Origin of the sequence: Streptococcus sp. HMSC078H12, from assembly GCF_001814615.1 — a bacterium.
In the GTDB taxonomy this organism is placed as follows: domain Bacteria; phylum Bacillota; class Bacilli; order Lactobacillales; family Streptococcaceae; genus Streptococcus; species Streptococcus salivarius_F.
In genome coordinates, this window is the sequence record NZ_KV817320.1 from 129,958 (window position 1) to 147,448 (window position 17,491).

Genomic DNA, 17,491 nt, shown 5'->3' on the forward strand with positions numbered 1-17,491 from the left:
ATATAATTAAGACAATTATTTACATAAAACTAGGGGAATATAATGCCTAATTTCAAAAATAAATTACCGTTGTTTCAGAAAAACGATGTTCAGATTTCAAATGTAGTCAATACAGTCTGGTCGATTGCTAATACATTACGTGGAGCTTATCGTGCAGATAAGTATCGAGATGTTATCATTCCTATGTTTGTTTTGACACGTTTAGAAGCTGCCTTATTGCCAACGAAAGATGAAGTAGTTGCTCTTTATAAGTCAAATCCCAATACACCAGAGAAGGTTCTTGAGAATAAAGCTGGCTACAAATATTACAATGTCAGTCCTTTTACGCTAAAAAATCTCCAAAATGATCCCAATGCTATTGAAGAAAATTTTATTGCCTATCTAGATGGTTATTCTTGTCGCGTGAAGGACATTATTGAAAATCTTAAGTTTAAAGAACAGGTCCACACGCTTGCACAGTCTGGTCGCCTTTTTACTGTGATTAAGAAGTTTTCTGAGATTGATTTGTCGCCAAGTTCAGTGGACTCTATGGTGATGGGCTATATGTTTGAGGATATTATCCGTCGTTTTTCTGAAAATGAGGAAGCTGGATCACACTATACACCACGTGAGGTCATTGCTTTAATGGTTAATTTGCTCTTGATTGAGGCAGATGAAGAGTTATTTGTCGATAAAAAAGAGTTGAAAATCTTGGATATGGCTGCTGGGACAGGTGGTATGCTGGCTACAGCCAAAAGTTATATCCGTCAGCTAGATACAGGAGCAACTGTTCGTCTTTTTGGTCAGGAAGTTTTACCTGAGACTTTCGGGATTGGTCGAGCTGATATGTTGATTCGTCAGGAAGATTCGGATTATTTTGTGAAGGCAGATACTTTGAAAGATCCAGATCCATTTCCAGATACGAAAATGAATTTTGTCATTGCCAATCCACCTTTTGGTCAATCATGGGGCGGGAAAGATGCGGATGATGGCGTCGAAGAAGCTGTTAAGGCAGATCATAAACTATTTGTGACTACTGAAGGTCGACAAGGACGTTTTGTAGCGACTCCAGGAACTGGCGATGCCCAACTTCTTTTCCATCTTCATGGTTTGGCTAAATTAGAAGAAAACGGACGAGCTGCCATTATTTCAAATGGTTCACCTCTATTTTCTGGAGGTACTTCATCTGGAGAAAGTCGAATCCGTCGTTATATTCTTGAGAATGACTTACTCGAAGCTATTGTCGCCCTACCTGGACAGTTTTTCTACAATACAGATATTGGGATTTATATTTGGATTTACAATAAAAACAAATCCCCTGAGCGTCAAAATAAGGTACAGTTTATCGATGCGACCGATGAGTTTGTTCCTTTACGTAAGTCTCTGGGGAAAAAGCGCCGTGAATTATCTCAAGACAATATCCGCCAAATCCTCCAATGGTATGATGATTTCAAAGAAAATGACCATGTGAAAATCTTTGATAAGAATGAGTTTCTATACCGAGAATATACTGTCATGCAACCTCTGCAACGTCGTGGTTGGATTACTGAAGAAACCATTGAAAAGGCAAAAAGTGTTTCTTTCCTAGCTAGACTATTTGACGAATATCAGTATCAAGAATTGCTAGAGATGGAACCACGTTCAGCCAAAGATGAGAAAAAATTACAGGACTTTGAAGTTGGAAGGGCTAAACAAGAGGTTATCTTAGATGCTCTTCGTGAAGGAATCACGGATGACAGTTATCCTAACTTTGAAACCTTTGTCCAAGTAATTAAGGACTTGTTGGGTGATATCAAGGTAACGCCTACTAATATCAAAGCCCTAGCACAAGCTATGAGTGAAATGGACAAGACCGCAGAAATCATCCGAACTAAGAAGAAAGACAAGCCTAATGAGATTGCTGGAGGGATTGTCTATGATAAGACGACTAAGGACAGTGAAATCGTCAAGCTGACAGAGGATGTTGAAGATTACTTTGCGCGTGAAGTCTATCCCCATGTACCTGACGCTCACTACTGGTTTGATGAGGAAAAAGGCTATGGAGCCGAGATTCCTTTTACCCGCTATTTCTATCAATACCAAGCACCAGAGAGTGCAGAGAAACTCTTGGCAGAGTTCTATGACTTAGAAGCAGAACTACAGACTCTCTTGGAGGAACTAAAACATGACTAGGATGAAAGAGAGTGGCATCGACTGGATTGGACAGATACCAGAAGAGTGGGAGAGTGGGAAAGTTAAGTATTTTTCAAAAATATCTGCAGGTGCGACTCCCGATAGAAATAATTTGTTGTTTTGGAACGGGGATATAAATTGGATGTCATCTGGTGAAGTTAATCAAGAAATTGTAAAATATACTGCTGAAACTATAACAAATTTAGCATTGAAGAAGTCTTCGACAAAACTGTTGCCTATTGGTACGGTAATGCTTGCTATGAATGGGCAAGGAAAAACAAAAGGTACTGTAGCAATTTTAGCTATTGAGACGGCATCAAATCAATCATTGGCCTCGTTTATAGTCGATGGAAACAGGCTAAATAATCAGTATTTATATTACTTTTTTAAAGCTGGATACTCTTATATAAGAGGGTTAAAAGGCGAGGATAGGGATGGACTAAACTTACAGTTAGTTTCAAATATCACTGTTCTTTTATTTGATATCAAAGAACAACAAAAAATTGCTGATTTTCTAGACAAGAAAACTGCCCAGCTAGATAAGGTAAAAAGTCTACTGGAAGAGCAAATTCAAAAACTCAAAGACTATCGCTCTAGCTTGATTTATGAGACCGTCACAAAAGGACTGGATAAAACAGTCCCTATGAAAGATTCAGGAATCGACTGGATTGGACAGGTACCCGAAGGGTGGGGAGTGAGTAAGTTGAAATTTACTCTTGAAAAAGTAAGTAATAATATTAAGGTTGGTCCATTTGGTTCGTCGTTATCAGGAGATGCAATAAGAAGTTCAGGTAAATGGGTATATAATCAGCGTAATGTTTTAGACAATAATTTTACTGAAACGGATACCTTTATAAGCGATGCAAAATGGAAAGAATTAAAAAACTTTTCTGTCGTATCTGGAGATATATTGTTGACCACTAGAGGCACTATTGGTCGTATCGCTATTGTTCCTAAAGATTATTTTGAAGGTATTTTACACCCTTGTCTTATGAAGTTTAGGGTAGATAGTCATATCGTTCAACCAAGGTTAATAAAGTATTTTTTTAATGATACTACACTCGTTAAAGAACAGTTAAAATTTTTGAGTAACAGCACCACGATTGATGTTATCTATTCTTACAATTTAAAAAATATTATTATCCCAATAATACCATTAGAGGAACAGTATGGAATTGTAGAATATTTAGATAAACAATGCTCTAATGTAGATGCTCTAATAAAAGTCAAACAAGAACAAATTGATAATATTAACAAACAAAGACAGACTCTAATTTATGATTATGTGACAGGGAAGAGAAGGGTATAGAAGAGTAACTTGTATTTGGTTGAAACAAGTGAATGATAGGATGGTCTTAAAATATGGAAGAAAATTATAGTCTATCTGTATCTCAAATAAAGAAATCGATTAAGGAAAATTCTTTAATCTTATTTGTTGGTGCAGGAATATCTGCTAATTCAAATTTGCCGACTTGGGGAGAATTGATTCAATCATTTAAGAAAGAATTAAATTTACCAGATGACAATTCAGATGATTATCCAAGAGTTGCACAGTATTATTATGATACCTTTGGGAAAAATCGGTATACAAAAAAGATAGAAGAAGTTTTCTCTAGTAAAGGGATAAGTAAACCAAATGAGTTACACACATTAATAGAAAAGATAGCTCCAGAACATATAATTACGACAAATTATGATTCTCTACTGGAAGATCAATTTGAAAGTGGCTTGCTAAAGTACAACGTCGTCGCTGAGGATAAAGATATTCCATACACAAGTCCTGGAAGATATTTAATTAAAATGCATGGAGATCTTAATAAAAATAATATTGTATTGAAAGAAGAAGACTACTTAGACTATGCTTCGAACTTTCCAATGATTTCAAATTTAATACAGACATTAATCATGAACCATACATTATTATTTGTGGGATACTCTTTAAAAGATTCTACTTTTAAAGCTATATTTCGTCTGGTTCAGAATGCATTTAAGTCGGATGCTAAATTCGCTTATCTTTATATTCCTGAAAAACAATCGACTTTTGAAAGAGATTTGTACAAGAAACAAGGAGTTATCGTTTTTTCTAATGATAGATGTTCGGATGATGTAGAGGAAGTATCAGAGGGACAAAATAAAAAATTTTTAAATACAAAGAAATTTTTAGAGGATTTATCATTCGATGAAAATAGAACATTAGACAATGTTGATGGTTTATGGGGACAACTTGCTTTCTTGGATAGACTCAGTTTCATCGATTCAAGAGATTTTTCCAGATATTCAGCTTTAAAGAAACGAGCTTCAAATTGGAATGATGGATATCGTTGGTTTGGAAATGATAAATCAAGATTTGAAGTTGAGGGTCATGAGGAATTACGAGATATGGTAAAGAAAAAATCCCTCTTAAACCATTTTTTGGATATTGACTTTGAAGAACGTAGAGATTTAAAAATAAATGGATTTTTAATGGAGGCATTCGAGTTATATGAAGAAAAGCAATATTCTCTAGCAAAAGCAAAGTTTAGAGAGCTAGCGAATACAGCATTTCGTCAGAAAGACTATTTTAATTTCCTTCTGTGTGAATTTAATTTTCAACGCATCCCCATAAATCTTTTTGAAGAAGCACCTATTTATGCTGAACCATTATATAGTGGGGAACTAAATGAACTAACGGAACAAATTATTAATTCGGTTACAGGTGATGAGAAAAAAATTGTCGAATTTTTTAGAGATTCAATACTAAACCTCAATTTTTTATACAGAAAATTAGAAATGATTAATGAATTATTCGATAAAATTCGTGAAGAACATGAAAACTATAGGAGGGGAGGACAGTCTTTTAATAATCATCTCTATAATGCTGAATTTGAAGTAAAAAATCTTTATAACTTTATAAAACTAAACTGTTTATGTGTTGAACATTATAAAATATTTAAATCAATCATTAATAGATATTTAGAAATGTTGTTACTCAGTTATGATAATTCATGTGTAAAGCATGTGAAGTCCATTTCTGATGGGACAGCATCATTGATTAGGGAACTTGATTTGGACGATGTTCAATTGATTCTTCCTAGTATCGATTTTAAAGTTTTGAATTTATACTTCAGAAATTGTTCATTTAGTAAAATAAAAGTTACTGAAGAAGCAAAAGAGTTTTTATTTAACAGAATAACTTATCTGCAGGAAAAAGTTAAATCTCATGTAGACGGTAATCTACATGACCTAAGAAATCTGCTAAATTTTCTGCCTCTGGTTGATGATATAGATGTATCAATAATAATAAATATTTTAGATTCTCAAACACTTTATTTTAATATAGATAAAGAAATTAAGGGACTTATTAAAATTGTCCTTGAAAATGAAAGTGCAATTAGCAATGATTTGTTGAAATCTAAGATAGTTGAGATTGTTAATAAACATTTAAATATAATTTTGGAAAATAATTTTTCTTTATATCATTCAGCGTATCCATTTTATTCTCAGTTATTAAAATACTGCTCAACTGAAGAAGAAACTGCGAGAGTAGTACTTGAAAAGCTCAATATAGATATTTTAAAAATTAAATATCGGAATAAAGATGTTAAAAATATTATGGAGTACTCTGATTTGTTACGTCATTTATTTAAAAATCTGGAAGAGAGTACTAAACAAGATGTTCTAGAAATTCTAAACGCTTATGAGGATTTAGAAAATATCATTTATTATAAAGTAATTGAACTGATGCTTTCTAAAGTGTATGCTTTTCCTAAGCTACAAAATAAAGTCTACCAATACTTGATTAAAAGAGTTAATGAGAGTTATGAGGAAGGAGTTGAAACTTCCTCAGACCTAAGGAAGCAATCGGTAGCAGATTTGTATAACCTAAGTAGAGAAGGATATTTTTCAGAGTTTGATATTTTAAAAGATATCAAAGAAAATATTCGAGGGGTTTATCCTGAAGTAGACTGGACTTGGTATGGGGATAGAAGTGATGAGGTTATTCGTCGTTTGTTAGAGCATAGAACTCCAAATAATATTAAAAATTATGTTTCAAAAAATGAAGAAGATAATAAATTGATTGATGACTATATTATCAGAACTCTTGATAAAGAAAAAATTACGTTTAAGAAATGAACTGGAAGAAAGTGAGAAGTTATGGCAAATTTGGGCATGAAGGAGCGTTATGATTTCCAGCAGTGGATTATCAAAGACTTGAAAGAAAAAAATGGTTATATCCAACGGGATACTGCTCAGTACAATCCTAGATTAGCCATGGATGTGGACCTCTTGTGGGATTTTCTGATGGAGACCCAGAAGGAGACCATGGATTATCTCCTTAAAAAGTTGAACAAGGATACGATTATCAATTTAATCAATAAAGAAATCGTCAAGGGCGGCTTTTTGTTCGCCTTAAAAGAGGGGGTCTTTATTGAAAACAAGCAACTCCGTCTCCTTTGTCGTAAACCCGCGACCAGTTTTAATGAAAAAGCTGTAAAGCAATATCACGCAAATCGTCTATCTGTCATTGAGGAAGTGGTTTATGAAGAGAGTGACCGTATTGATCTTGTTATCTTTATCAATGGATTAGCCTTATTTGCTATCGAGCTTAAGTTTAATCCTAGTGGTCAATCTGTCCAAGATGCCATCAAGCAACTCAAAGGTCGTAATGCTAAGAATCGTCTCTTTCGTTTTGAACAAGGTGTTCTAGCTTCTTTTGCTGTAGATACCTTGGAAGTCTACATGACCACACAGTTAAAAGGACAAGAAACCTACTTCTTACCTTTTAATATGGGGAAAGGTCAAGGGATTGATATGGGAAGTGGTAATCCTCATAATTCTGATGGTGTCGATACAGAGTACTTGTGGTTAGATGTGATGACCAAGGATAGTATCCTCCAGCTGATAGAGAGCTTTATCTTTTTTGAGATTGATAAGAAGGATCCGAAAAAGAAAACACTGATTTTTCCAAGATATCATCAGCGTAGAGCTGTTAGTCGCTTGCTTGAAGATATGAGGAGTAATCATACTGAGAGTAATTACCTAATTCAACATTCAGCTGGTTCTGGTAAAACAAATACCATAGCATGGTTGGCTCATAGTTTGGTCTCTTTACATGATGAAGAAAATAATAATATTGTAGATACTGTATTGATAGTGACAGATCGTATTGTTGTTGATCGTCAGTTACAAGATGCGGTTAAGCAGATTGGTCATAAAAATGGTGTGGTGAAGGTTATGGGAGATCGAGAGACTTCAAGTGATTTAGCTGATGCCATTGCGGGGAATACAAAAATCATTGCGACGACAATCCATAAGTTTGCACAGATTAATCAGTCAGATTGGATGTCTGTGGGCAATACTGCTAACAAGAAGTTTGCTATTTTGATTGATGAAGCTCATAGCTCTACGACAGGTTCGTACATGAGTTCTGTTAGTCAAGTCTTAACCGAGACTGATATTGAAAATGGAACGATTGAAGAGCTTCAGGAGGTCACAGCAGCAGATGCCATTGAGAGAGAAATTGCTCGTACAGGTAAACAAGCTAATGTCTCTATTATTGCGTTTACAGCAACACCTAAAGCAACAACATTGCAACTATTTGGTACGACTCAACCAGATGGCTCAAAAGCTCCATTTGATGTTTACAGTATGAAACAAGCTATTGAAGAAGGTTTCATTCTCGATGTTTTAAATAATTACACTACTTATAAGACCTACTACAGATTGAATAAAGCTGTGGAAGAAGATCCTGAATTAAAAACCACCATTGCCAAACGCAAGATTGCAAAATTTGTGGAATTATCTGATGAAAACATTGACCAAAAGGTTGAGATTATCATGGATCACTTTATCAGTCATGATATCATGGCGGAACTAGGTGGACAGGGAAAGGCGATGATAGTAACGTCAGGGCGTGAAGCCGCAGTTAAGTACCAGCTAGCTTTTAAGAAGTATTTTAAAGAGCATAGTATAACAAGTATTGGGACAATGATTGCTTTTTCTGGAAAAGTTAATTATTTAGGAAGTGAATACTCTGAATCTGCTATGAATGGCTTCAAAGAAGATGATTTAAAAGATAACTTTAATACTGATGATTATCAGGTTTTGATTGTAGCTAATAAATATCAAACAGGGTTTAACCAGCCCAAATTGGTGGCTATGTATGTGGATAAAAAATTACGTAATGTTGCAGCTGTTCAGACGCTATCTAGACTAAATCGGATTTTTAGAGGTTACAACAAGAAAACCTTTATTCTTGATTTTAAAAATACTTATGATGATATTCGTGCTGCTTTTGCTCCTTATTATCGTGAGACAATCTTGGCTGATACAATTACTCCAAGTGATATTCTTGATTTGGATAGAAAGATTGACGAATATAGTATTTTGGATAATAGTGTTGTTCACGAGTTCAATCAGTTCTTATACCAGGAAAAAAGGTCTAGTCGAGAAAAGCAAAAAATGGTTGCTCTTCTTAATAAAGGATATGATAGAATCAAGAGGTTTGATGAAAAAGACCAATTGTCTATTAGAAGAGTGATTCGTAGTTTTATACGTATGTATACCTTCTTAATCCAAGCTACTGCATATCAAAATGAGATGTTACATGAACGCTATAACTACCTACAAAGTCTTGTAAAAATGATTGATGTTCGTTTGGGCGGTAATGATTTTACGATTGCGGATAAAATTGTAGTTGATTACATGAAGCATAAGCAAACTGGTTATTTTACTTCATCTCCTGAATTGGAGAACGATCCAGAGTTGAAACTACCAAAACCTAATCTAACTTCTATTACGGATGAACAAGAGAAGCGCCTGTCAGAAATTTTAGAGGAAATAAATGAACAGTTGAACTTGAATATTGATTCAGAAGTTGGAATCAGTGGAGCAGTCTCTATTCGCGAATTGCTGAAGAAAAATGCAAGACTTAAACAATCAGCACATGTTAACTCTCGTGAAGACTTTAAGTTTGCTTTTGAAGAGGAAATAGACAATGCATTAACAGAGGGCTACTCTCAAAGTCAAGATTTGTTTGGAGCACTTCTGAATAATGAGGCTTTTAAAAAGCGTATGGCAAATATTTTTCTCAATGATGTTTATAAATCTTTAAAAGAAGAGACTTTAGAGAATACAGAAAATAATGTTGATTAGAGCTGGTATTGTTAGTTAAAAAAGTGATATAGGTCTACCTCTGGTAGGCTTTTTTGATTCTTTTTTCGAATAGATGTAATAGAAAGGATGGACTTGTACAAGTTCCTGACAAGTTTGGTCTTTTGGTATATAATAAAAGAAAAGAGGAAAATGAGGTATGCTAATGGAAGCAGTCGTCTATTCAACGTTTCGAAATCATTTAAAGGATTATATGAAGAAGGTTAATGATGAGTTTGAACCTCTAGCTGTAGTCAATAAAAATCCTGATGAAGATATTGTAGTGGTCTCAAAGAGTGAATGGGATAGCATTCAAGAAACATTGCGTATTGTTCAAAATAAAGAACTATCAGACAAGGTTTTAAGAGGAATGGCTCAGGTACGTGCTGGAGAGACTCAAGAACATGCAATAAAGGAGTAGAAAATGTTACTCACTTTTACTGAAGATGCATGGACAGATTATTGTTATTGGCAAAATCAGGATAGGAAGACACTTAAACGAATCAATAAGCTGATTAAAGATATTCAGCGGGATCCTTTTTCAGGTATTGGTAAGCCAGAACCCTTAAAGTATGGCTTTCAAGGAGCTTGGTCTCGACGAATTGATGCTGAAAATCGTTTGATTTATATGATTGATGGTAAGAGCGTCGCTTTTCTATCTTTTAAAGATCATTATTAGGTCTACCTTTAGTAGGCTTTTTTTACTTTTCGGCAAATATTCTCAAAAAGGTCAAAAAAGATCAAACAAAACTATTGACCTTTACTGACTAATAGTGTATGATAGTTACATAAGGATTTATCCTCCTTATAAATCTTGTGGCGTGGGTTAGTTCCTTGTAAAAAGGTAATTATAGCTTGGCTACAAAAAAATGATAACAAAGGTCAAAAAAAGTCAAAAAAACCATTGACTATTACTGACCAATGTTGTACAATATAAACATAAGGAAATGAAATCCTTATGAAGGCTATGTCAATAGCCCATATACCAATAAAAAAGGATTGCAGCTAGTCTGCAAAAATTTTCATCTGAAAGGTCAGTAAAAGTCAAAACTAAATTCTTGACCTGATTAAATGAAAGGTATATGATAAAACTATAAGGAAAAAGGATTCCTTAATGTACAAGTTTCTTTCGTCGAAACTCTTCATAGTTTCGAAAGGGGCTTGGAAGTTAGCTATATTGAGAGATTCACAGAAAGAAGGTGGCTCTTATGCTAAATGACAATTTGTTTAAGACTGAGAAAGTTCTCAGTCTCCTACCAAGAGCAAAACCTGAAATTATTAGAAGAGTAGTTGAAGCTACTAAAAATTTTTAGGGTTTTGGTCAGTAAAAGTCAAAACTTACACATTAACATAAAAAATAACATTTAAAAAATTTCACAAGAAAACACAAAACGAGGTAATTATATGAACAACAACTTTAACAATATGGACGATCTTTTCAATCAATTGATGGGGAACATGGGTGGTTACCGTTCAGAAAACCGTCGCTACATGATTAACGGTCGTGAAGTGACACCTGAAGAATTTGCTATCTACCGTCAAACAGGTCAATTGCCTAGTAATGAAGGTGAAGCAGTGAACCCAACTCAACATCAAGGTAAAGGACCTAAACAAGATGGTATTCTTGCTAAACTTGGTCGTAACTTGACTGAAGAAGCTCGCGAAGGTAAATTGGATCCTGTTATCGGACGTAACAAAGAAATCCAAGAAGCTTGCGAAATCTTGGCTCGTCGTACCAAGAATAACCCAGTCCTTGTCGGGGACGCTGGTGTTGGTAAAACAGCTGTAGTTGAAGGTTTGGCTCAAGCTATCGTTAATGGTGATGTCCCAGCTGCTATCAAGAACAAAGAAATCATCTCAATTGATATTTCTGGACTTGAAGCTGGTACGCAATACCGTGGTAGCTTTGAAGAAAACATTCAAAACTTGGTAAATGAAGTCAAAGAAGCTGGAAATATTATCCTCTTCTTCGATGAAATCCACCAAATTCTTGGTGCCGGAAGCACTGGCGATGGCCAAGGGTCTAAAGGTCTTGCTGATATCTTGAAACCTGCTCTTTCACGTGGTGAATTGACAGTGATTGGTGCAACAACTCAGGATGAATACCGTAACACTATCTTGAAGAACGCTGCTCTTGCTCGTCGTTTCAACGAAGTTAAGGTTAATGCTCCTTCTGCTGAAGATACCTTCAAGATTCTCCAAGGTATCCGTGATCTTTATGAAAAACACCACAATGTTATCTTGCCAGATGATGTCTTGAAAGCAGCAGTAGATTTCTCTGTCCAATACATTCCACAACGTAGCTTGCCAGATAAGGCTATCGACCTTGTCGATGTAACAGCGGCTCACTTGGCTGCTCAACACCCAGTGACTGATGTGAATGCTGTTGAACATGAAATCGAAGAAGAAAAAGCTAAACAAGAAGCTGCAGCTGCCAAAGAAGACTACGAAGCAGCTCTAAATGCTAAAGTTCGCATTGAAGAACTTGAAAAGAAAATTGCTAACCACACAGCAGACCTTAAAGTCACTGCAACTGTTAACGATGTGGCTGAATCTGTAGAACGTATGACTGGTATCCCAGTATCGCAAATGGGAGCAACTGATATCGAACGTTTGAAAGATATGGGCCACCGTTTGCAAACTAAGGTTATCGGTCAAGATAAAGCCGTTGAAGCAGTGGCACGTGCCATCCGTCGTAACCGTGCAGGATTTGACGAAGGTAACCGTCCAATTGGTAGCTTCCTCTTTGTAGGACCTACTGGTGTTGGTAAAACTGAGTTGGCTAAACAATTGGCTCTTGATATGTTCGGAACAAAAGATGCTATCATCCGTTTGGACATGTCAGAATACAGCGACCGCACAGCCGTTTCTAAATTGATTGGTACAACAGCTGGTTATGTTGGTTATGATGACAATAGCAATACTTTGACAGAACGTGTTCGCCGTAACCCATACTCAATCGTCCTTCTCGACGAAATTGAAAAGGCTGACCCTCAAGTCATCACCCTTCTCCTCCAAGTTTTGGATGATGGTCGTTTGACAGATGGTCAAGGTAACACTGTAAACTTCAAGAATACTGTGATTATCGCAACTTCAAACGCTGGCTTTGGTTACGAAGCTAACTTGACAGAAGATGCTGATAAACCAGAACTTATGGATCGTTTGAAACCTTACTTCCGTCCAGAATTCCTTAACCGTTTCAATGCTGTCATCGAATTCTCACACTTGAGCAAAGAAGATCTTTCTAAGATTGTAGACCTTATGTTGGTTGAAGTTAACAAGACGCTTTCTAAGAAAGACATTGACTTGGCAGTTAGCGAAGCTGCTAAAGAATACATGACTGAAGAAGGCTACGATGAAGTCATGGGTGTTCGTCCACTCCGTCGTGTGGTTGAACAACAAATCCGTGACAAAGTCACAGACTTCCACTTGGATAACCTTGATGCTAAACACCTAGAAGCTGATATGGAAGATGGTGTCTTGGTTATCAAAGAAAAAGATGCTGAATAAGAAGTATAAAACCTCCTAATCCTATTATGAAGCAGAGATGTTAGTAGACATCTCTGTTTTTTTCTTTTTTATTTAAGACTTTCCTTGGGTGCTACGGACGGAAGCGACTTCCTAGAGAAATTCCATTCCTAAGATTTGAGACTTAGGCTCAAATCTTCCGAGTGAGAGAAGTAATAGGACTTCTCTCACTTTTAGCACAGCGGAAAGTCTTGCTTTGTGTATAGTTGTGACTTTTATATTTATTCTTAAATATAAAATGAGATAAAATTGTTTAAATTATGATAATATGATAAATAGTTAAAAATATATTCTATTTTCAAGAAAGCGTTGACAACGCATTCATATCGCTATATAATTTTTGTGTAAAATTAAATTTTAGTTAGTGATTTCTTGGGTTTAATATTACAATCTTTTGTTATTTGATAAGGAGAAATAATGTTAAAAGTAGTTTTATGGATTTTGGCTATTCTACTTCTTGTAGGAATAGCAATGTTGAACCCCCTAATTGCAGCTGGTATTGTGATTGCAGGATTGTTAATCCAGTTGTTTTTGAAGAAATGAGTTAATAGGGAAAAAGTATGAAAAAGATAATATATGGTATTTTAGCGATTTTATTAGTGATTGTCGTAGGATTCATTTTTCTTAGCGTATATAAAGGGAGTGAGTCATCTGGTAATCAAAAACCAAAGACAGAAATCATAGTAAATGTAAAATCTTTGGAAAAGGTCAGTGAGTTAGTTTTACTCAATGCATCTATTCAAAAAGTTAAGTCAATAGAAAATAATACAAAGTTATTTGGTAGTAACTTTGTAATACCTGGTTCAGAAAAGAAAGCACTCATTATTCTAAATTATACGGCAAAATTCGGTATTAAGAATGATGTAACCATTAAAGATAATGGTAATCATAATTATCAAGTTACATTACCCAAATTTGAAGTTATTGGTGTTGAATTAGATAAAGACAAACCTTATACACTCTACGATACTAGTGGGGGGATTCTTAGTTATTCGACTAAAGACATAGATACTGGTGAGGCTGTTGCAGAAGGTTTTTCAAATAAGGAACAACAAGGTTTTATAAAGGACAATAAAAAATTATTAAAGGAGTCAGCCGAGAAGTACTACTCTACAATGATTAAATCTTTGGACCACGAGGCAAAAGTGACAATTGAAACTCAAAAATAAAGGTGAGGAAAAGATATGTTAAAGTAAATTTTTAATGTTAGCGTTTATGTATTTGCAGTTTTTGGATTTATATTTACATTGTTAATATTTTTTTTAGCTATTAGAGATTCTTCGAATGAAAATTCTACTAATGGCAATAATACGTCAAAAGTAGGACCAAGTATTATGGGTTCGAAAAAAACAGTAGCAAAAACGGAAGAACTATATAGTGATAAAAATATTAAAATAACAAGAACTGGTGGAAATATTATTATTGATAACTTAACGGATAAAGAAATTAATATTGAATCAACTTTTGTAATTAACAATAGTATTGAAGCAACGCCATTTAGTTCTTCACAATCTAGTATTGATCCGAAAGGAAAGCAGTCAGTTTCTATATCAGAATTTGTTGCAGTTAATCCAGGACAGAAAGTTGAGGAATCAGACGAAAAAGCAAAAGATGCAAACTACTATAAGCATAAAATGAAGAGCGGCGAAAATATCAGTTGGACTGCTAATATACAGAATGGTGACTTTGATACTATGGATTCATTTAGTATAAATTTTGATTACTAATTGTAAGGAGGGGTACAATGACTTTTTTGGATAAATTGCTAAGTAATAAAATTGTTAATACAAATGGTTATACACGTTCAGATACTGGTACCAAAGTTCATTCCTATTTAAGGACACATCCCAAAAATCAAGGATTAGCGAAATCAGCCACACGTTCTATTATTAATGCTTTAAAAAAGAAATAGTAATTATATGAAAATAGATTTAGTAGTGTTCTCTTTAATCTGATTAGTGGTGCCTTTTATTATTGAATGGTACTTTCTGTTGTGAAAAAAGGAACATTGAGTGACTATTACACTATCCATAAACTTTTTATAAGTTTTCATCATTGATAAAAAAGGTAAGTAGCACAAACTACTTACCTTTATTCTTTATCATCACCTTGATACTTTTGCAAGCGTTCTTGGATGATGTTGAGTCGGGGTTCGAGGTCTTTTTTGAAGACGCGTTTTTTATAGTTGAGGTCTTGTTTGATGTCAGCGAGAACAAGGTTTTGTTCCTTGATGATGTCGAGGTTGCGTTTGATATTGTCCAGATCGTGAGAGATATTTTCTCGTGATTGGTTGAGGTCTAGGATTTCCTCTTTGATGTCTTCACGTCGTTTATAGGCGTAGTAGGCACCGTAGGCAAGAGTTCCAAGAGCTAGAAAGCGTCCGATTTTCATTCTGTTACCTCTTTAGCGATGCTGTCAGCAAGGTCGGCCAGGGCAGCGAAGTCTGGTTCGTGTTCGTCAAATCCCATGTGGATACCATCGTCTGCACCGTAACGAGGAACGAGATGGATATGAGCGTGGAAGACGGTTTGTCCTGCAACTTCTTCGTTGTTATTAAGGATATTCATGCCGATTGCTCCAGTTGCTTTTTGCACCGCACGAGCAATTTTTGGAACACGGCTAAAGACAGTCTCAGCGGTCTCAGCAGACATTTCTAAGATGTTACGAACGTGCTCTTTAGGAATAACCAAGGTATGTCCTTTTGTAGCTTGTGAAATATCGAGGAAGGCTAGAACCTTGTCGTCCTCGTAGACTTTTGATGAAGGAATTTCTCCAGATATAATTTTACAGAAAATACAATTATCCATAATAACGACCTTTCCATGAGTTTTTGTTATAATAGATTATATCATACCAAAGAGAGAAAAGATAATGCTTAAATTAGAAAAGGTGACGGGTGGTTACGCTAATATTCCCGTCCTAAAAGATGTGACTTTTGAGGTGGCTGATGGCGAATTAGTTGGTCTTATCGGTCTTAATGGTGCTGGGAAATCAACAACAATTAACGAGATTATTGGTCTCTTAACACCTTATGGGGGACAGATTGCCATTGATGGGTTAACCATTCAGCAAGATTCAGCTAGCTATCGTCAGAAGATTGGTTACATCCCTGAAACGCCAAGCCTCTATGAAGAATTGACGCTTCGTGAACATTTGAAAACGGTGTTGATGGCCTATGGTCTTGATGTGACTGAAGGAATGGCACGTGCGGACAAGTACCTTAAGCTCTTTCGTTTAGATGAAAAGCTAGATTGGTTCCCGACTCAGTTTTCAAAGGGGATGAAGCAGAAGGTCATGATTATCTGTGCCTTTATTGTGAATCCAAGTCTTTTCATTGTTGATGAACCCTTCTTGGGCTTGGACCCCTTGGCAATCTCCGACTTAATTGAGCTTTTAGCTGAGGAAAAAGCTAAGGGCAAGGCAATTCTCATGTCTACACACGTTTTGGATTCGGCTGAGAAGATGTGTGACCGCTTCGTGATTTTGCACCATGGACAGGTCTTGGCACAGGGAACTCTTGAGGAGCTCCGTCAGACTTTTGGCGATGATAGTGCTAGTCTTAACGATATCTACATGCAGTTAACTAAGGGAGAATTGTCATGATAGCTAAGCTATTTAAGGAGCGTAGCAAGCGATTCAATGCCCGCTGTGCTAAGTATAGTCGCTACGTCTTTAATGATCACTTTATCTTGGTTCTTCTCTTTCTGCTAGGTTTTGTATTGGTTCAGTATAGCCAGTTGCTTCGACATTTTCCAAAGAATCCGTGGGCAATCATTCTTGGTTTGCTAGTGCTTTGTCTTCTATTGCCTTTCTGGGGGAATATTGCGACTTATTTAGAGCCAGCTGATAAGCATTACCTTTTGGTGAAGGAAGAAGAGGTGTTAGACCATGTTAAGAAGGCAACAGGGCGTGCTTTTAGATTTTGGGTAATCGTACAAAGCCTGATTTTTATTTTGGTTATTCCGCTCTTTTTAGCCTTGGGACTTCCAGTTTGGGGAGTTATCCTTGTAGCTGTGGCTATGGCTATTCTTAAGTACTTCATTTTTCAGAAAAAGGCTCAACCTTTTTATAAGCAGTCTGGACTGAATTGGACTGAGGCTATTGCAGCGGAAAATAAGCGTCAACAATCGATTCTGAAGTTCTTTTCACTCTTTACCAATGTTAAAGGGATTACGTCGAGTGTTAAACGCCGTGCTTATTTGGATGGTATTCTCAAACGTACAAAGAAAGACAAGGAACATACTTGGTACAATCTTTACCTAAGAGCCTTCTTGCGTTCTGGGGATTACTTTGCCCTTAGTTTACGCCTGTTTGCCCTAACACTTCTAGTTATCTTTTTGGTTCCTGAAAAATGGTTGGCTATGGTGCTTGTGGTTGTTTTTGATTACCTCTTGCTCTTTCAGCTCACGGCACTTAAATCGCACTTTGCTTATCAGAGAATGGCTAACCTTATGCCAGTTGGAAAAGACATGCAGGTAAGCAATCTTAAGCGCTTGATTAGCCAGATTGTACTTGGGATGACTCTGGTACAGGCTATTTGTCTCTTCGACCTTAAGTTTAGCCTGATTTTGGTTGGAATGATGCTAGTTCTGAGCCTTGTTTACCTACCAGCCAAGCTTAAGAAGATGATTGACTAACACCTATTAAATAAGTTAAAATAGAAACGAATGACTAAAGAAAA

The 17,491-nt window shown here is 35.8% G+C and carries 15 protein-coding genes; 13 read left to right on the forward strand and 2 right to left on the reverse strand.

The features are described from left to right. Nucleotides 1-42 precede the first annotated feature (42 nt). The 11 genes from HMPREF2979_RS05000 to HMPREF2979_RS10315 all read left to right on the forward strand — a co-directional run bounded on the left by HMPREF2979_RS05000 (nucleotide 43) and on the right by HMPREF2979_RS10315 (nucleotide 14,722). Nucleotides 43-2,151 carry a type I restriction-modification system subunit M gene (locus HMPREF2979_RS05000; protein ID WP_070655439.1) on the forward strand — a complete coding sequence of 703 codons (2,109 nt, stop codon included), beginning with the start codon at nucleotides 43-45 and terminating at the stop codon, nucleotides 2,149-2,151. Beyond that, nucleotides 2,144-3,460 (forward strand): restriction endonuclease subunit S, encoded by a 1,317-nt coding sequence (locus HMPREF2979_RS05005; RefSeq protein WP_070655441.1) that lies wholly within the window; start codon nucleotides 2,144-2,146, stop codon nucleotides 3,458-3,460. Before HMPREF2979_RS05000 ends, HMPREF2979_RS05005 begins: the two co-directional genes overlap by 8 nt. Before the next feature lie 53 nt (nucleotides 3,461-3,513). Then, complete coding sequence (locus tag HMPREF2979_RS05010) at nucleotides 3,514-6,264, forward strand: SIR2 family protein (protein ID WP_070655444.1); 2,751 nt, start codon at nucleotides 3,514-3,516, stop codon at nucleotides 6,262-6,264. A 21-nt stretch (nucleotides 6,265-6,285) separates the two neighbouring features. Then, the gene (locus HMPREF2979_RS05015) at nucleotides 6,286-9,285 is read left to right on the forward strand and encodes a type I restriction endonuclease subunit R (RefSeq protein WP_070655446.1); all 3,000 of its coding nucleotides are present in this window, start codon (nucleotides 6,286-6,288) and stop codon (nucleotides 9,283-9,285) included. 163 nt (nucleotides 9,286-9,448) lie between these two features. Next, on the forward strand, nucleotides 9,449-9,703 hold the full coding sequence (locus HMPREF2979_RS05020) for a type II toxin-antitoxin system Phd/YefM family antitoxin (protein WP_013991075.1): 255 nt from the start codon (nucleotides 9,449-9,451) through the stop codon (nucleotides 9,701-9,703). Nucleotides 9,704-9,706: 3 nt separating this feature from the next. Further along, a complete protein-coding gene (locus tag HMPREF2979_RS05025; protein WP_070655448.1) occupies nucleotides 9,707-9,961 on the forward strand; it encodes a Txe/YoeB family addiction module toxin in 255 nt (84 codons plus the stop codon). A 725-nt stretch (nucleotides 9,962-10,686) separates the two neighbouring features. Beyond that, a complete protein-coding gene (locus HMPREF2979_RS05030; protein WP_070655450.1) occupies nucleotides 10,687-12,792 on the forward strand; it encodes an AAA family ATPase in 2,106 nt (701 codons plus the stop codon). A 435-nt stretch (nucleotides 12,793-13,227) separates the two neighbouring features. Continuing rightward, complete coding sequence (locus HMPREF2979_RS10435; RefSeq protein ID WP_002884447.1) at nucleotides 13,228-13,353, forward strand: hypothetical protein; 126 nt, start codon at nucleotides 13,228-13,230, stop codon at nucleotides 13,351-13,353. 17 nt (nucleotides 13,354-13,370) lie between these two features. Next, nucleotides 13,371-13,979: a DUF4230 domain-containing protein gene (locus HMPREF2979_RS05035; protein ID WP_002884297.1), complete on the forward strand. Its 609-nt coding sequence runs from the start codon at nucleotides 13,371-13,373 to the stop codon at nucleotides 13,977-13,979. A 165-nt stretch (nucleotides 13,980-14,144) separates the two neighbouring features. Continuing rightward, complete coding sequence (locus tag HMPREF2979_RS05040; RefSeq protein WP_070655452.1) at nucleotides 14,145-14,537, forward strand: hypothetical protein; 393 nt, start codon at nucleotides 14,145-14,147, stop codon at nucleotides 14,535-14,537. Between the two features lie 17 nt (nucleotides 14,538-14,554). Continuing rightward, entirely contained in the window at nucleotides 14,555-14,722 is a 168-nt protein-coding gene (locus HMPREF2979_RS10315; protein WP_186821181.1) for a hypothetical protein, read from the forward strand. A gap of 179 nt (nucleotides 14,723-14,901) precedes the next feature. Here HMPREF2979_RS10315 and HMPREF2979_RS05045 read toward each other — a convergent pair whose 3' ends face one another. Continuing rightward, on the reverse strand, nucleotides 14,902-15,201 hold the full coding sequence (locus HMPREF2979_RS05045; protein WP_002884229.1) for a hypothetical protein: 300 nt from the start codon (nucleotides 15,199-15,201) through the stop codon (nucleotides 14,902-14,904). Continuing rightward, entirely contained in the window at nucleotides 15,198-15,617 is a 420-nt protein-coding gene (locus HMPREF2979_RS05050; protein ID WP_002891660.1) for an HIT family protein, read from the reverse strand. Before HMPREF2979_RS05050 ends, HMPREF2979_RS05045 begins: the two co-directional genes overlap by 4 nt. Before the next feature lie 64 nt (nucleotides 15,618-15,681). On the opposite strand from HMPREF2979_RS05050, the gene HMPREF2979_RS05055 reads away from it, so the two are divergent. Then, entirely contained in the window at nucleotides 15,682-16,413 is a 732-nt protein-coding gene (locus HMPREF2979_RS05055; protein WP_014634937.1) for an ABC transporter ATP-binding protein, read from the forward strand. After that, complete coding sequence (locus HMPREF2979_RS05060; RefSeq protein ID WP_371748832.1) at nucleotides 16,413-17,447, forward strand: ABC transporter permease; 1,035 nt, start codon at nucleotides 16,413-16,415, stop codon at nucleotides 17,445-17,447. The genes HMPREF2979_RS05055 and HMPREF2979_RS05060 overlap by 1 nt, the downstream gene beginning before the upstream one ends. The last annotated feature ends 44 nt before the right edge of the window (nucleotides 17,448-17,491 follow it).

Excerpts from the sequence above, each read along its gene's own strand:
- HMPREF2979_RS05030 (WP_070655450.1), top strand. The coding sequence starts at position 10,687 with ATGAACAACAACTTTAACAATATGGACGATCTTTTCAATCAATTGATG.
- HMPREF2979_RS05025 (WP_070655448.1), top strand. The coding sequence starts at position 9,707 with ATGTTACTCACTTTTACTGAAGATGCATGGACAGATTATTGTTATTGG.
- HMPREF2979_RS05015 (WP_070655446.1), top strand. The coding sequence starts at position 6,286 with ATGGCAAATTTGGGCATGAAGGAGCGTTATGATTTCCAGCAGTGGATT.
- HMPREF2979_RS05035 (WP_002884297.1), top strand. The coding sequence starts at position 13,371 with ATGAAAAAGATAATATATGGTATTTTAGCGATTTTATTAGTGATTGTC.
- HMPREF2979_RS10435 (WP_002884447.1), top strand. The coding sequence starts at position 13,228 with ATGTTAAAAGTAGTTTTATGGATTTTGGCTATTCTACTTCTTGTAGGA.
- HMPREF2979_RS05010 (WP_070655444.1), top strand. The coding sequence starts at position 3,514 with ATGGAAGAAAATTATAGTCTATCTGTATCTCAAATAAAGAAATCGATT.
- HMPREF2979_RS05045 (WP_002884229.1), bottom strand. The coding sequence starts at position 15,201 with ATGAAAATCGGACGCTTTCTAGCTCTTGGAACTCTTGCCTACGGTGCC.
- HMPREF2979_RS05020 (WP_013991075.1), top strand. The coding sequence starts at position 9,449 with ATGGAAGCAGTCGTCTATTCAACGTTTCGAAATCATTTAAAGGATTAT.
- HMPREF2979_RS05040 (WP_070655452.1), top strand. The coding sequence starts at position 14,145 with ATGGGTTCGAAAAAAACAGTAGCAAAAACGGAAGAACTATATAGTGAT.
- HMPREF2979_RS05005 (WP_070655441.1), top strand. The coding sequence starts at position 2,144 with ATGACTAGGATGAAAGAGAGTGGCATCGACTGGATTGGACAGATACCA.
- HMPREF2979_RS10315 (WP_186821181.1), top strand. The coding sequence starts at position 14,555 with ATGACTTTTTTGGATAAATTGCTAAGTAATAAAATTGTTAATACAAAT.
- HMPREF2979_RS05050 (WP_002891660.1), bottom strand. The coding sequence starts at position 15,617 with ATGGATAATTGTATTTTCTGTAAAATTATATCTGGAGAAATTCCTTCA.
- HMPREF2979_RS05055 (WP_014634937.1), top strand. The coding sequence starts at position 15,682 with ATGCTTAAATTAGAAAAGGTGACGGGTGGTTACGCTAATATTCCCGTC.
- HMPREF2979_RS05000 (WP_070655439.1), top strand. The coding sequence starts at position 43 with ATGCCTAATTTCAAAAATAAATTACCGTTGTTTCAGAAAAACGATGTT.